The 13,022-nt window shown below is 65.6% G+C and carries 19 protein-coding genes; all 19 read right to left on the reverse strand.

Annotated elements, in window-relative coordinates; all coding sequences use genetic code 11:
• Window position 1: 1 nt before the first annotated feature.
• The 19 genes from rplF to fusA all read right to left on the reverse strand — a co-directional run bounded on the left by rplF (window position 2) and on the right by fusA (window position 12,987).
• Window positions 2-538: a 50S ribosomal protein L6 gene (gene rplF, locus AAME72_RS02525; protein WP_348788675.1), complete on the reverse strand. Its 537-nt coding sequence runs from the start codon at window positions 536-538 to the stop codon at window positions 2-4.
• Between the two features lie 6 nt (window positions 539-544).
• The gene (gene rpsH / locus AAME72_RS02530) at window positions 545-943 is read right to left on the reverse strand and encodes a 30S ribosomal protein S8 (protein WP_314146775.1); all 399 of its coding nucleotides are present in this window, start codon (window positions 941-943) and stop codon (window positions 545-547) included.
• Between the two features lie 120 nt (window positions 944-1,063).
• Window positions 1,064-1,651, reverse strand: coding sequence for a 50S ribosomal protein L5 (gene rplE, locus AAME72_RS02535; protein ID WP_348788676.1), 588 nt, complete (start codon window positions 1,649-1,651; stop codon window positions 1,064-1,066).
• Entirely contained in the window at window positions 1,651-2,010 is a 360-nt protein-coding gene (rplX, locus tag AAME72_RS02540; RefSeq protein WP_158865608.1) for a 50S ribosomal protein L24, read from the reverse strand. Before rplX ends, rplE begins: the two co-directional genes overlap by 1 nt.
• 3 nt (window positions 2,011-2,013) lie before the next feature.
• Window positions 2,014-2,382, reverse strand: a complete 369-nt coding sequence (gene rplN / locus AAME72_RS02545) for a 50S ribosomal protein L14 (RefSeq protein WP_021759574.1) — start codon at window positions 2,380-2,382, stop codon at window positions 2,014-2,016.
• On the reverse strand, window positions 2,379-2,684 hold the full coding sequence (gene rpsQ, locus AAME72_RS02550; RefSeq protein WP_241705710.1) for a 30S ribosomal protein S17: 306 nt from the start codon (window positions 2,682-2,684) through the stop codon (window positions 2,379-2,381). Before rpsQ ends, rplN begins: the two co-directional genes overlap by 4 nt.
• Window positions 2,684-3,013, reverse strand: a complete 330-nt coding sequence (gene rpmC / locus AAME72_RS02555; RefSeq protein ID WP_348788677.1) for a 50S ribosomal protein L29 — start codon at window positions 3,011-3,013, stop codon at window positions 2,684-2,686. Before rpmC ends, rpsQ begins: the two co-directional genes overlap by 1 nt.
• The gene (rplP, locus tag AAME72_RS02560; RefSeq protein ID WP_018191961.1) at window positions 3,013-3,432 is read right to left on the reverse strand and encodes a 50S ribosomal protein L16; all 420 of its coding nucleotides are present in this window, start codon (window positions 3,430-3,432) and stop codon (window positions 3,013-3,015) included. Before rplP ends, rpmC begins: the two co-directional genes overlap by 1 nt.
• A 2-nt stretch (window positions 3,433-3,434) precedes the next feature.
• Window positions 3,435-4,211, reverse strand: coding sequence for a 30S ribosomal protein S3 (gene rpsC / locus AAME72_RS02565; RefSeq protein ID WP_348788678.1), 777 nt, complete (start codon window positions 4,209-4,211; stop codon window positions 3,435-3,437).
• Window positions 4,211-4,603, reverse strand: coding sequence for a 50S ribosomal protein L22 (gene rplV, locus AAME72_RS02570; protein ID WP_348788679.1), 393 nt, complete (start codon window positions 4,601-4,603; stop codon window positions 4,211-4,213). The genes rpsC and rplV overlap by 1 nt, the downstream gene beginning before the upstream one ends.
• 24 nt (window positions 4,604-4,627) lie before the next feature.
• Window positions 4,628-4,909, reverse strand: coding sequence for a 30S ribosomal protein S19 (rpsS, locus tag AAME72_RS02575; protein WP_018191964.1), 282 nt, complete (start codon window positions 4,907-4,909; stop codon window positions 4,628-4,630).
• 12 nt (window positions 4,910-4,921) lie between these two features.
• Window positions 4,922-5,761, reverse strand: a complete 840-nt coding sequence (rplB, locus tag AAME72_RS02580; protein ID WP_314146769.1) for a 50S ribosomal protein L2 — start codon at window positions 5,759-5,761, stop codon at window positions 4,922-4,924.
• A 24-nt stretch (window positions 5,762-5,785) separates the two neighbouring features.
• On the reverse strand, window positions 5,786-6,085 hold the full coding sequence (gene rplW / locus AAME72_RS02585) for a 50S ribosomal protein L23 (protein ID WP_348788680.1): 300 nt from the start codon (window positions 6,083-6,085) through the stop codon (window positions 5,786-5,788).
• Entirely contained in the window at window positions 6,085-6,735 is a 651-nt protein-coding gene (gene rplD, locus AAME72_RS02590) for a 50S ribosomal protein L4 (RefSeq protein WP_348788681.1), read from the reverse strand. Before rplD ends, rplW begins: the two co-directional genes overlap by 1 nt.
• A gap of 5 nt (window positions 6,736-6,740) precedes the next feature.
• Entirely contained in the window at window positions 6,741-7,400 is a 660-nt protein-coding gene (gene rplC, locus AAME72_RS02595; protein WP_348788682.1) for a 50S ribosomal protein L3, read from the reverse strand.
• A 14-nt stretch (window positions 7,401-7,414) separates the two neighbouring features.
• Entirely contained in the window at window positions 7,415-7,723 is a 309-nt protein-coding gene (gene rpsJ, locus AAME72_RS02600) for a 30S ribosomal protein S10 (protein ID WP_005050520.1), read from the reverse strand.
• Window positions 7,724-8,145: 422 nt separating this feature from the next.
• Window positions 8,146-9,105, reverse strand: a complete 960-nt coding sequence (locus tag AAME72_RS02605) for a hypothetical protein (RefSeq protein ID WP_348788683.1) — start codon at window positions 9,103-9,105, stop codon at window positions 8,146-8,148.
• A 459-nt stretch (window positions 9,106-9,564) separates the two neighbouring features.
• Window positions 9,565-10,758 carry an elongation factor Tu gene (gene tuf / locus AAME72_RS02610; protein WP_298660390.1) on the reverse strand — a complete coding sequence of 398 codons (1,194 nt, stop codon included), beginning with the start codon at window positions 10,756-10,758 and terminating at the stop codon, window positions 9,565-9,567.
• A 114-nt stretch (window positions 10,759-10,872) separates the two neighbouring features.
• Window positions 10,873-12,987: an elongation factor G gene (gene fusA, locus AAME72_RS02615; protein ID WP_348788684.1), complete on the reverse strand. Its 2,115-nt coding sequence runs from the start codon at window positions 12,985-12,987 to the stop codon at window positions 10,873-10,875.
• Between the last annotated feature and the right edge of the window lie 35 nt (window positions 12,988-13,022).

Consider the following 13,022-nt stretch of genomic DNA (forward strand, 5'->3'; position numbering starts at 1 on the left):
ATTACTTACCAGCCTTTCCGGCCTTGCGACGGACGACCTCGCCGGCGTAGCGCACACCCTTGCCCTTGTACGGCTCGGGCTTGCGGATCTTGCGGATGTTCGCGGCGACCTCGCCGACCGCCTGCTTGTCGATCCCGCTGACGGTGAGCTTGTTGTTGCCCTCGACCGTGAACGTGATGCCTGCCGGCGGCTCGACGGTGACCGGGTGCGAGAAGCCGAGCGCGAACTCGACGGCCGCACCCTTCTGCGCGACGCGGTAACCGGTGCCGACGATCTCCAGGCCCTTCGTATAGCCCTGGGTGACGCCGATGATGTTGTTGTTGATGAGGGTGCGGGTGAGGCCGTGCAGCGAACGCGACTCGCGCTCGTCGTCCGGACGGGTGACCAGGACCTGGCCCTCCTCCAGCTTCACCTCGATCGGGTTCGCGACGGTGAGGCTGAGCTCACCCTTCGGACCCTTGACGACGACGGCCTGGCCGTCGATCTTCACATCGACCCCTGCGGGGACGTCGATGGGCAGTCTTCCAATACGCGACATGGCGGGTTACCACACGTAGGCGAGGACTTCCCCACCCACGCCCTTCTTCTCAGCCTGGCGGTCCGTGAGCAGACCGGAGGAGGTGGACAGGATGGCGACGCCGAGCCCGCCGAGGACCTTGGGGATCTCGGTGGACTTCGCGTAGACGCGAAGGCCGGGCTTGGACACGCGCTTGATACCGGCGATGGAACGCTCGCGGTTCGGGCCGAACTTGAGCTTCAGCGTCAGGGTCTGGCCGACACGGGCGTCGGTGACCTCCCAGCCGGAGATGTAGCCCTCGGAGGTGAGGATCTCGGCGATGTGCGACTTGAGCTTCGAGTGCGGCATCGACACGGTGTCGTGGTGAGCCGAGTTCGCGTTGCGCAGTCTGGTCAGCATGTCTGCGACCGGATCTGTCATTGTCATTTCGGTTTTCCTTCTGTCACCAGGTTTCGTTCAGCCGTTACACGACTGACGACCTGTGGTGGAAGTGGGCCGGCCGGGTGGCCGGCCCACAAGTAGACAAGGCTACTAGAGCTGTTGCTGCTAGTTCGCCGCATCCGCGGAACGGAAGGGGAAGCCGAGCTGCTTGAGCAGTGCACGACCCTCCTCGTCGTTCTTCGCGGTGGTCACGACCGTGATGTCCATACCGCGGACGCGGTCGATCCTGTCCTGGTTGATCTCGTGGAACATCGACTGCTCCGTGAGACCGAACGTGTAGTTGCCGTTGCCGTCGAACTGACGGTCGCTCAGGCCGCGGAAGTCCCGGATACGGGGCAGCGCGAGCGAGAGCAGGCGGTCGAGGAACTCCCACATCCGGTCGCCGCGCAGCGTGACGTGCGCACCGATCGGCTGTCCCTCGCGCAGCTTGAACTGCGCGATGGACTTGCGGGCCTTGGTGACCTGCGGCTTCTGGCCGGTGATCAGGGTGAGGTCGTTGATCGCACCGTCGATCACCTTGCCGTCGCGAGCAGCCTCGCCCACGCCCATGTTGACGACGATCTTCACCAGACCGGGCACCTGGTGCACGTTGGTGAAACCGAAGTCGCTCTTGAGCTGAGCGGAGATGTCGGTCTTGTACTTCTGCTTCAGGCGAGGCTGGATTTTGCCAGCACTCGTTGCAGTGTCCGTCATTACAGGTCCTTACCAGACTTCTTGGCGTAACGAACGCGGACCGTCTTGGTGACGCCGTCCTTCGTAACGGTCTCGGTGCGGAAGCCGACGCGGGTCGGCTTCTTGGTCTCGGGGTCAACCAGCGCCACGTTGGAGACGTGGATCGGAGCCTCGTGGGTCTCGATGCCGCCGGTCTTCGTGCCACGCTGCGTCTGGCCGACGCGCACGTGCTTGGTCACGAAGTTGACGCCCTCGACGATGACGCGGTTCTTCTCCACGAGAACCTCGATGACGCGACCCTGCTTGCCGCGGTCACCACCGCGGGCCTGCGAGCGGCCCGAGATGACCTGGACCAGGTCGCCCTTCTTGATGTTCGCCATGGGTTACAGCACCTCCGGGGCCAGCGAGATGATCTTCATGAACTTCTTGTCGCGAAGCTCACGGCCGACCGGTCCGAAGATACGGGTGCCACGGGGGTCACCGTCGTTCTTCAGGATCACGGCGGCGTTCTCGTCGAACTTGATGTAGGAGCCGTCCGGGCGGCGGGTGTTCTTCCGCACGCGCACGACGACGGCCTTGACGACATCGCCCTTCTTGACGTTGCCGCCGGGGATCGCGTCCTTGACCGTGGCGACGATGACGTCGCCCAGGCCGGCGTAGCGACGGCTGGATCCGCCGAGGACACGGATGGTCAGGAGCTCCTTGGCACCCGTGTTGTCGGCGACCTTGAGTCGGGATTCCTGCTGAATCACTTGGCCTTCTCCAGAATCTCAACCAGGCGCCACCGCTTGCTGGCGCTCAGGGGGCGGGTCTCGTTGATGAGAACGAGGTCGCCGATGCCGGCGGTGTTGTTCTCATCGTGCGCCTTCACCTTCGAGGTGCGGCGGAGGACCTTGCCGTACAGGGGGTGCTTCACGCGGTCCTCGACCTCGACGACGATGGTCTTGTCCATCTTGTCGCTGACGACGTACCCGCGACGGGCCTTGCGGTAACCACGGACGAGGGCCTCGTCGGCCGCCGACTCCGCGGCCGCAGCCTTGGTGGTCTCAGCCATTACTTGGCCTCCTCAGTCTCGGTCTCGGCGACGTCGGCGGCCGCGGGGGCCTCCTTCTTCGCCTTGCTCTTCTTCTCCTTGGCGGGCGTGGCCTCGGCCGGAGCCGGGGTCGCCCGGATCCCGAGCTCGCGCTCACGGATCACGGTGTAGATACGAGCGATGTCGCGCTTCACGGCGCGCAGGCGGCCGTGGCTCTCGAGCTGACCGGTGGCCGACTGGAAGCGCAGGTTGAACAGCTCTTCCTTGGCCTTCTTCAGCTCGTCGATCAGACGCTCGTCTTCAAAGGTGTCGAGCTCGCTGGGGGCGAGCTCCTTGGTGCCGATCGCCATTACGCGTCGCCCTCCTCGCGCTTGATGATGCGTGCCTTGAGGGGCAGCTTGTGGATTGCACGGGTCATCGCCTCACGAGCGAGCTGCTCGGAGACGCCGGAGACCTCGAAGAGGACCCGACCCGGCTTGACGTTAGCGACCCACCACTCCGGCGAACCCTTACCGGAACCCATTCGGGTCTCGGCCGGCTTCTTCGTGAGCGGACGGTCCGGGTAGATGTTGATCCACACCTTGCCGCCACGCTTGATGTGACGCGTCATGGCGATACGAGCGGACTCGATCTGACGGTTGGTCACGTAAGCGGGGGTCAGGGCCTGGATGCCGAACTCGCCGAAGGAGACCTTCGTGCCACCGGTCGCCTGGCCGCTACGGCCGGGGTGGTGCTGCTTGCGGTGCTTGACTCTGCGTGGGATCAACATGGTTATGCCTCAACTCCTGCTGCGGCCGGCGCGGTCTCGGCGGCGGGTGCGTTGCCCCGGCCACCGCCGCGACGCGGACGGTCACGGTCGTTGCGCTCGCGCGACGGCTTCTGGTTGGCCTGCTCGCGGGCAAGCTCCTTGTTCGTGATGTCGCCCTTGTAGATCCACACCTTCACACCAATGCGACCGAAGGTGGTCTTGGCCTCGTAGAAGCCGTAGTCGATGTTGGCGCGGAGCGTGTGCAGCGGCACACGACCCTCGCGGTAGAACTCCGAGCGGCTCATCTCGGCGCCGCCGAGACGGCCCGACACCTGGATGCGGACACCCTTGGCGCCGGCGCGCTGCGCGCCCTGCAGGCCCTTGCGCATCGCGCGGCGGAAGGCCACACGTGCCGCGAGCTGCTCGGCGATGCCCTGCGCGACGAGCTGGGCGTCGGCCTCGGGGTTCTTGACCTCGAGGATGTTCAGCTGGATCTGCTTGCCCGAGAGCTTCTCGAGGTCGGCGCGGATGCGCTCGGCCTCGGCGCCACGGCGACCGATCACGATGCCCGGGCGGGCGGTGTGGATGTCGACGCGGACGCGGTCGCGGGTGCGCTCGATCTCGATGCGGGACACGCCCGCGCGGTCGAGCGACGTCTTCAGCAGGGTGCGGATCTTGACGTCCTCAGCGAGGTAGTCGCTGTAACGCTGACCCTTCTTCGTGCTGTCCGAGAACCACCGCGACACGTGGTCGGTGGTGATGCCCAGACGGAAGCCGTACGGGTTGACTTTCTGACCCATTAGTTGCTCGCCTTCTTCGAAGCCTTGGCGTCCTGGACCTCATCCGGCGTCGAGAGGACGACCGTGATGTGGCTGGTGCGCTTGTTGATGCGGAAGGCCCGGCCCTGAGCGCGCGGCTGGAACCGCTTGAGGGTCGTGCCCTCGTCCACGAAGGCGCGGCTCACGTACAGGTCCTGCTCGTCCAGGTAGGTGTTCGACTGGTCGGCCTTGACTCGCGCGTTGGCGATGGCCGACGCGACCAGCTTGTACACCGGCTCGCTCGCGCTCTGCGGAGCGAACTTCAGGATGGCCAGGGCCTCCTGGGCCTGCTTGCCGCGGATCAGGTTGACGACGCGACGGGCCTTCATGGGGGTGACGCGGATGTGTCGCACGCGTGCGATCGACTCCACCATTTCTCTCCTCCTTTCGTCACCGCGTTAGCGGCGACGACCCTTCTTGTCGTCCTTCACGTGACCACGGAAGGTACGCGTCGGCGCGAACTCGCCGAGCTTGTGACCGACCATGGTCTCGGTGACGAACACAGGGATGTGCTTGCGACCGTCGTGCACCGCGATGGTGTGACCCAGCATGGCCGGGACGATCATCGAGCGGCGCGACCAGGTCTTGATCACGTTCTTGCTGTTGGCCTCGTTCGCGGCGACCACCTTGCGAAACAGGTGCTCGTCGACGAAGGGGCCCTTCTTGAGACTGCGTGGCATCTTCTTGAACTCCTACTTACGCTTCTTGCCGGCGTTCCGACGGCGAACGATGAGCTTGTCGCTTTCCTTGTTGGGGTGGCGCGTGCGGCCTTCCTTCTGACCCCACGGGCTGACCGGGTGGCGACCACCGGAGGTCTTGCCCTCACCACCACCGTGCGGGTGGTCGATCGGGTTCATCGCGACACCGCGGACGGTCGGGCGGACGCCCTTCCAGCGCATACGGCCGGCCTTGCCCCAGTTGATGTTCGACTGCTCGGCATTGCCGACCTCGCCGATCGTCGCACGGCAGCGCGCGTCGACGTTGCGGACCTCACCGGACGGGAGGCGCAGCTGGGCGTAGGGGCCGTCCTTCGCGACGAGACGCACCGAGGCACCGGCGGAGCGGGCCAGCTTGGCGCCTCCACCCGGCTTCAGCTCGATCGCGTGCACGACGGTACCGGTCGGGATGTTGCGCAGCGGCAGGTTGTTGCCCGGCTTGATGTCAGCGCCGGCACCCGACTCGACGATGTCGCCCTGCTTCAGGCCGGCGGGCGCCAGGATGTAGCGCTTGGTGCCGTCCAGGAAGTGCAGGAGCGCGATGCGAGCCGTGCGGTTGGGGTCGTACTCGATGTGAGCGACCTTGGCGTTGACGCCGTCCTTGTCGTTGCGACGGAAGTCGATCACGCGGTACTGGCGCTTGTGGCCACCACCGATGTGACGGGTCGTGATGCGGCCCTGGTTGTTGCGGCCACCGCTCTTCGACAGCGGACGGAGAAGGGACTTCTCCGGGGTCGAACGGGTGATCTCGGCGAAGTCGGCGACCGAGGAGCCGCGACGACCGGGGGTCGTGGGCTTGTAGTTACGAATAGCCATGTCTGTCTTCCTCTAGTCCTTCGCTCAGCCGACGGCCGTGAAGATGTCGATGGAACCGGACTTCAGCGTGACGATGGCGCGCTTGGTGTCCTTGCGCTTGCCGGTGCCGAAGCGGGTGCGACGGGTCTTGCCCTGGCGGTTCAGGGTGTTCACCGACGCGACCTCGACCTTGAAGATCGACTCGATGGCGAGCTTGATCTCGGTCTTGTTCGAACGCGTGTCGACGAGGAAGGTGTACTTGCCCTCGTCGATCAGGCCGTAGCTCTTCTCGGAGACGACCGGAGCGATGATGACGTCGCGCGGGTCCTTGTTGACGGCGGCCATTACGCGTTCACCTCTTCCTTCTTGGTCTTGGCAGCGATGAAGCCCTCGAGCGCGGCCTGCGAGAAGACGATGTCGTCGCTCACCAGGACGTCGTAGGCGTTCAGCTGGTCGTAGGTCAGCACGTGCACGGTCGGCACGTTGCGCACGCTCTTGAACGCGAGCTCGTCGTCACGCTCGAGGACCACGAGGACGTGGCGCGAGGTGGCGATGCCGCTGAGCAGGTCCACGACGGCCTTGGTCGAGGGGACCTCGCCGGCGGTGAAGGCCTGGACGGCGTGGATGCGGCCGCCGCGTGCGCGGTCGGAGATGGCACCGAGCAGAGCCGCGGCGATCATCTTCTTCGGGGTGCGCTGCGAGTAGTCGCGCGGCGTCGGGCCGTGGACGATGCCACCACCGGTCATCTGAGGAGCGCGGATGGAGCCCTGACGAGCGCGACCGGTGCCCTTCTGCTTGAACGGCTTGCGGCCGGCGCCGGAGACCTCACCACGGTTCTTGGTCTTGTGCGTGCCCTGGCGCGCGGCGGCGAGCTGGGCGGTCACGACCTGGTGGATCAGCGGGATGTTGGTCTGAACGTCGAAGATGCTGTCGGGGAGCTCGACGGAGCCGGCCTTCTTGCCCTTCAGGTCGAGGACGTCAATCGAGGTAGCCATTTACCTTAGGCCCCCTTCACTGCGTTGCGGACGAAAACGATGCGGCCACGAGCGCCGGGAACGGCACCCTTGACCAGCAGCAGGCCCTTCTCGGCGTCGACGGCCTGGACCTTGAGGTTCAGGACGGTCACGCGCTCGCCACCCATGCGACCGGCCATGCGCATGCCCTTGAAGACACGGCTCGGGGTCGAGGAGGCGCCGATGGAACCCGGCTTGCGGTGGTTGCGGTGCGCACCGTGCGAAGCGGAGACGCCCTGGAAGTTGTGGCGCTTCATGACACCGGCGAAGCCCTTACCCTTCGAGGTGCCGACGACGTCGACCAGCTGGCCGGCCTCGAAGGTGCCATCGACGGTGAGCTCCTGGCCGGCCGAGTACTCGGCGGCGTCGGCGGTGCGGACCTCGGTCAGGTGACGGCGCGGCGTGACGCCGGCCTTGTCGAAGTGACCGGCGGCGGGCTTGTTGACCTTGCGCGGGTCGATCTGGCCGTAGGCGATCTGGACGGCGTTGTAGCCGTCGGCCTCGGGGGTGCGGACCTGGGTCACGACGTTCGGCGTGATCTCGATGACCGTCACGGGGATGAGCTTGTTGTTCTCGTCCCAGACCTGGGTCATGCCGAGCTTCTTGCCGAGGAGGCCACGGGAAGTCTTGGTCTCGATGTTGGACATAGCGGCACTCCCCCTTAGAGCTTGATCTCGATGTTGACGTCCGCCGGCAGGTCGAGACGCATGAGCGAGTCGACGGCCTTCGGGGTCGGGTCGATGATGTCGATCAGCCGCTTGTGCGTGCGCATCTCGAAGTGCTCACGGCTGTCCTTGTACTTGTGGGGCGAACGGATGACGCACACCACGTTCTTCTCGGTGGGAAGCGGCACCGGGCCGACGACGGTCGCGCCGGCACGGGTCACCGTGTCGACGATCTTGCGCGCCGAGGTGTCGATGACCTCGTGGTCATACGACTTAAGCCGAATGCGGATCTTCTGTCCCGCCATGTCTGACTCTCTCTCTTGTTATGGCGTCGTACGATCCGGGCCATTCTCAGGCCGTTTCTCGCATTGGACGCGGTGCGACGTACGCGTGGGGAACGCCACTATTCTTCTGTCAACTCACCGACCCCCGCGCTCGGGCGTGTCGCCCGAATTCAGGACAGAGAAAGCCCCTGGCCTCGAAGGTGGTCTTGTGTGAGCGTGTCCTGCTGCCTGCGGCCTAACCATCGTCCCGCCGGTCCCGAAGGCCCTGTGCGGTGGGCTATGCACTGCCTGGCAGTGATCCGTCCGGAGCGCACGTCAGCACGCTCGTTCCGAAATGTTGAACCCAACAAGTTTGCCAGATGCGCGGCGATGCTGCAACCCGGGCGTGTCGCGCCGCCCTGCGCGGTGTCTGCGACGCGGCGTAACGTGCACTGCGGGGCGCGCTACCGCAGTTGTAACGCGGCGCCGCAGTCATCGGGCGCACGGGGTGGGACACCGGCTGCGAACAGGAGAGAGGCGAGCTCTCGGGGGCGGGATGCGACCTCCCAGCGCCAGCGGACCACGCGAAGGCCGAGCGCACGAAGCCGGTCCTCCCGGATCTTCTCGTCGAGCACCACCCTGTCGGCTGATCGTCCGTTGCGCATCGTCGCGTCGAGATACTTCGCGTCCCCGTCCGCTTCGCCGACGATGCCGAGGCTCGGCCAGGCGAAGTCGACGTAACCGATCAGCCCCCGGCGGTCACGAAAGGGCAGCTGCAGGTCTGGTTGCGCCACACCCATTCGATACATGCTCACTCTGCTCAGCGATTCGAGCGGCGACTCGGACCGCGCGTCCGCGAAGTCGATGACGTCGAGCGCTCGGCGGTGTCCCCGGAGGGGGACGGCTCTCTCCCAGGCATCCATCACGCAGGTCTTCGGTAGACCGAGTCGAAGGGCGCAGTCGGCGATGGTCACGGCATCCGCCATTGTGGACATCGACGCGACATCCACGACTGTGCGAGCGAGCGACGTGACCCGGAGTCCGTCGATATCGACGACATCGGTGTCCGGTATGGCGGTGGAATGGGCCGCCACGGCTCCCGCCGACCGTCCGCCGCTCGTACGGCCGATGGAGACGTGGAGCCTGTCAGGAACCGGTCCGATCAACGGCAGGCAATGAGCCACCGCCGCCGACCAGTGCGAGAAGAGAGGTGGCCGTTTCCGAGTACGCGAGTACGCGACCATCCGCAAGAGGTGGCGCTCTCGCGCGTCCCGTCCCTCCCACTCGGCGCGTCCGACATACGCTCCGTGTGCGACGCGGACCTCGGTGCCGTTCAGCGCCGCCCGCGCATGTTGCTGACGCGTCTCCGTCCGGTCGCGAAGCTCACGAACCAGGACGATTTCGGCGTCGGACACCCTCTCCATGCCCTCTGTCTAGTGACCTCGTGCCCATCAGGTGTGCCATCGACCACATCTGTGGATACAGTCCACCGCACCTCTTCCTGTGGACGATCGAGAGTGCGGCGCAGTGTCGTGTGTGCGGCGGGGCGACGATGCGCAGACGTGACGAGGAGCGGCAGACAGGGAAAGCGGGGCCGGCAGCGTGTGCCGACCCCGCCCCAGGCGGTTCCTCGCGCGGCCGCCCGTGTGGTTCCAAGACCGCTTACGCGGCTTCCGAACTCTTCGTCCGTGATCCGGTTCGCGGCTTGGTCTGGTTTGCGAGGCTGCGGCTCACCATAGGCGTCTCCCTTCATCGACGGACCCGTTCGGTTGAAACGGTGGGCCCATTCTGCGCCTCGACGGCGGAGAGGTAAACCCCCGGGAAACGACCGAGGGCCGGATCCAAGCGGATCCGGCCCTCGCCGAGTGAAGTAGAGAAGCTACTTACTTGATGATCTTCGTGACGGTACCAGCGCCGACGGTGCGGCCACCCTCACGGATGGCGAAGCCGAGGCCCTCCTCCATGGCGATCGGCTGGATGAGCTCGACCGTCATGTCGGTGGTGTCGCCGGGCATGACCATCTCGGTGCCCTCGGGCAGCGAGATGACGCCGGTGACGTCGGTGGTACGGAAGTAGAACTGCGGGCGGTAGTTCGTGTAGAAGGGGTTGTGACGGCCACCCTCCTCCTTCGAGAGGATGTAGGCAGTGCCCTCGAAGTTGGTGTGCGGCGTAACCGAACCCGGCTTCACGACGACCTGGCCGCGCTCCACGTCCTCGCGCTTGGTGCCGCGGAGGAGCAGACCACAGTTCTCGCCGGCCCAGGCCTCGTCGAGCTGCTTGTGGAACATTTCGATACCCGTGACCGTGGTCTTCTGCGTCGGGCGGATGCCGACGATCTCGACCTCGGAGTTGATGGCCAGCGTGCCACGCTCGGCGCGGCCCGTGACGACGGTTCCACGACCGGTGATCGTGAAGACGTCCTCGATCGGCATCAGGAACGGCTTGTCCTTGTCGCGCACCGGGTCCGGGATGGACTCGTCGACGGCCTCCATGAGGTCGAGGACCGACTGCACCCACTTCTCGTCGCCCTCGAGAGCCTTGAGGCCCGAGACGCGAACGACGGGAGCGTCGTCGCCCGGGAAGTCCTGGCTGGAGAGGAGCTCGCGGACCTCGAGCTCGACGAGCTCCAGGATCTCCTCGTCGTCGACCATGTCGGCCTTGTTCAGGGCGACGAGCAGGTACGGCACGCCGACCTGCTTCGCGAGCAGGACGTGCTCGCGGGTCTGAGCCATCGGACCGTCGGTGGCGGCGACCACGAGGATCGCGCCGTCCATCTGAGCAGCACCGGTGATCATGTTCTTGATGTAGTCGGCGTGACCCGGGGCGTCAACGTGCGCGTAGTGGCGCTTCGGCGTCTCGTACTCGACGTGCGAGATGTTGATCGTGATACCACGCTGACGCTCTTCCGGAGCCGAGTCGATCGACGCGAAGTCGCGCTGAACGTTGGTCGCCGACGGGTACTTGTCAGCAAGCACCTTGGAGATCGCCGCGGTGAGCGTCGTCTTGCCGTGGTCGACGTGACCGATGGTTCCGATGTTGACGTGCGGCTTAGTCCGCTCGAACTTGGCCTTAGCCACTGTGGGTCCTCCTCAGGACTCTCGTGTAGATACCCCGGTCGACGGATTTCGACCGGCGGATCTACGGGATTGGTTTCTAATGTTACGGGATGTTGCCCAGGCCAGCGACCGAGGTCACTCGCCCTTGCTCTTCTGGACGATCTCGTCGGCGACAGCCTTCGGGACCTCAGCGTAGGAGTCGAACTGCATCGAGTACACCGCGCGGCCAGAGGTCTTCGACCGCAGGTCGCCGATGTAGCCGAACATCTCGGACAGCGGGACGTTCGCCTTGACGACCTTCACACCGCTGGCGTCCTCCATCGACTGGATCTGCCCACGACGCGAGTTCAGGTCGCCGATGACGTCGCCCATGTACTCCTCGGGCGTGCGCACCTCGACCGCCATGAGCGGCTCGAGGAGCACCGGGTTCGCCTTGCGAGCGGCCTCCTTGTAGGCCATCGAGCCGGCGATCTTGAACGCCATCTCCGAGGAGTCGACGTCGTGCGAGGCACCGTCGACGAGCGTCGCCTTGACGCCCACCGTCGGGAAGCCGGCGAGCACGCCGACCTGCATCGCGTCCTGGATGCCCGCGTCCACCGAGGGGATGTACTCGCGCGGCACGCGACCGCCGGTGACGGCGTTCACGAACTCGTACGAGGTCTCCGGGGTGACCTCGAGCGGCTCCAGGGTGATCTGCACCTTAGCGAACTGACCGGAACCACCGGTCTGCTTCTTGTGGGTGTAGTCGTACTTCTCCACCGTGCGGCGGATGGTCTCGCGGTAGGCCACCTGGGGCTTGCCCACGTTCGCCTCGACGTTGAACTCCCGCTTCATGCGGTCGACCAGGATGTCGAGGTGGAGCTCGCCCATGCCCTTGATGACCGTCTGACCGGTCTCCTGGTTCTGCTCGGTGCGGAACGTCGGGTCCTCTTCGGCCAGCTTCTGGATGGCCGTGCCGAGCTTCTCCTGGTCGGCCTTGGTCTTCGGCTCGATCGCGACCTCGATCACGGGCTCCGGGAAGGTCATCGACTCGAGCACGACCTGGTTGTCGGGGTCGCTCAGGGTGTCACCGGTGGTGGTGTCCTTGAGGCCGATCACCGCGTAGATGTTGCCGGCGGTGACGAAATCGACCGGGTTCTCCTTGTTGGCGTGCATCTGGAAGATCTTGCCGATGCGCTCCTTGCGGCCCTTGGTCGAGTTCACGACCGCGGCACCGGAGTCGACCCGGCCCGAGTACACGCGCACGTAGGTCAGACGACCGAAGAACGGGTGGACGGCGACCTTGAACGCCAGCGCCGAGAACGGCTCGCTCGCGTCGGCGTGGCGCAGGATGACCTGCTCCTCGTCGCGCGGGTTGTGCGCCTCGATGGCGGGCACGTCGAGCGGCGACGGGAGGTAGTCGATCACGGCGTCGAGCATCGGCTGGACGCCGCGGTTCTTGAACGCCGAGCCGCAGAGGACCGGGTAGATCTCGTTGTTCACGGTGAGCTTGCGGATGGCCGCCTTGATCTCCGGAACGGTGATCTCCTCGCCGCCGAAGAACTTCTCGAGCAGCGCGTCGTCGGACTCGGCGACGGTCTCGAGCAGGCGGTTGCGGTACTCCTCGGCCTTCTCCTGAAGGTCGGCGGGGATCTCCTGGACCTCGTACTTGGCGCCCATGGTGACATCACCCTTGGCGTCGCCCGGCCAGACCAGCGCGCGCATCTCGACCAGGTCGACGACGCCGACGAAGTCGGACTCGGCACCGATCGGGAGCTGCATCACCAGCGGCTTGGCGCCGAGGCGCGACACGATGGTGTCGACCGTGAAGTAGAAGTCGGCGCCGAGCTTGTCCATCTTGTTGACGAAGCAGATGCGCGGGACGACGTACTTGTCGGCCTGACGCCACACGGTCTCCGACTGGGGCTCGACGCCCTCCTTCGCGTCGAAGACGGCGACCGCGCCGTCGAGGACGCGGAGCGAGCGCTCCACCTCGACGGTGAAGTCGACGTGACCCGGCGTGTCGATGATGTTGATCTGGTTCTTGTTCCAGAAACAGGTGACGGCCGCGGACGTGATGGTGATGCCGCGCTCCTTCTCCTGCTCCATCCAGTCGGTGGTCGAGGCGCCGTCGTGGGTCTCACCGATCTTGTGGTTGACGCCCGTGTAGAACAGGATGCGCTCGGTCGTGGTGGTCTTGCCGGCATCGATGTGGGCCATGATGCCGATGTTGCGGACCTTTTTCAGGTCGGTGAGCACGTCCTGTGCCACAGGGTTCCTCCGAAAAGTAGAGAGTGGAAGTGGTG

The sequence above is a fragment of the Leifsonia sp. NPDC080035 genome, assembly GCF_040050925.1.
In the GTDB taxonomy this organism is placed as follows: domain Bacteria; phylum Actinomycetota; class Actinomycetes; order Actinomycetales; family Microbacteriaceae; genus Leifsonia.

Coding starts and splice junctions, on each gene's coding strand:
- rplF (WP_348788675.1), bottom strand. CDS start 538: ATGTCGCGTATTGGAAGACTGCCCATCGACGTCCCCGCAGGGGTCGAT.
- rpsH (WP_314146775.1), bottom strand. CDS start 943: ATGACAATGACAGATCCGGTCGCAGACATGCTGACCAGACTGCGCAAC.
- rplE (WP_348788676.1), bottom strand. CDS start 1,651: ATGACGGACACTGCAACGAGTGCTGGCAAAATCCAGCCTCGCCTGAAG.
- rplX (WP_158865608.1), bottom strand. CDS start 2,010: ATGGCGAACATCAAGAAGGGCGACCTGGTCCAGGTCATCTCGGGCCGC.
- rpsQ (WP_241705710.1), bottom strand. CDS start 2,684: ATGGCTGAGACCACCAAGGCTGCGGCCGCGGAGTCGGCGGCCGACGAG.
- rpmC (WP_348788677.1), bottom strand. CDS start 3,013: ATGGCGATCGGCACCAAGGAGCTCGCCCCCAGCGAGCTCGACACCTTT.
- rplP (WP_018191961.1), bottom strand. CDS start 3,432: ATGTTGATCCCACGCAGAGTCAAGCACCGCAAGCAGCACCACCCCGGC.
- rpsC (WP_348788678.1), bottom strand. CDS start 4,211: ATGGGTCAGAAAGTCAACCCGTACGGCTTCCGTCTGGGCATCACCACC.
- rplV (WP_348788679.1), bottom strand. CDS start 4,603: ATGGTGGAGTCGATCGCACGCGTGCGACACATCCGCGTCACCCCCATG.
- rpsS (WP_018191964.1), bottom strand. CDS start 4,909: ATGCCACGCAGTCTCAAGAAGGGCCCCTTCGTCGACGAGCACCTGTTT.
- rplB (WP_314146769.1), bottom strand. CDS start 5,761: ATGGCTATTCGTAACTACAAGCCCACGACCCCCGGTCGTCGCGGCTCC.
- rplW (WP_348788680.1), bottom strand. CDS start 6,085: ATGGCCGCCGTCAACAAGGACCCGCGCGACGTCATCATCGCTCCGGTC.
- rplD (WP_348788681.1), bottom strand. CDS start 6,735: ATGGCTACCTCGATTGACGTCCTCGACCTGAAGGGCAAGAAGGCCGGC.
- rplC (WP_348788682.1), bottom strand. CDS start 7,400: ATGTCCAACATCGAGACCAAGACTTCCCGTGGCCTCCTCGGCAAGAAG.
- rpsJ (WP_005050520.1), bottom strand. CDS start 7,723: ATGGCGGGACAGAAGATCCGCATTCGGCTTAAGTCGTATGACCACGAG.
- AAME72_RS02605 (WP_348788683.1), bottom strand. CDS start 9,105: ATGGAGAGGGTGTCCGACGCCGAAATCGTCCTGGTTCGTGAGCTTCGC.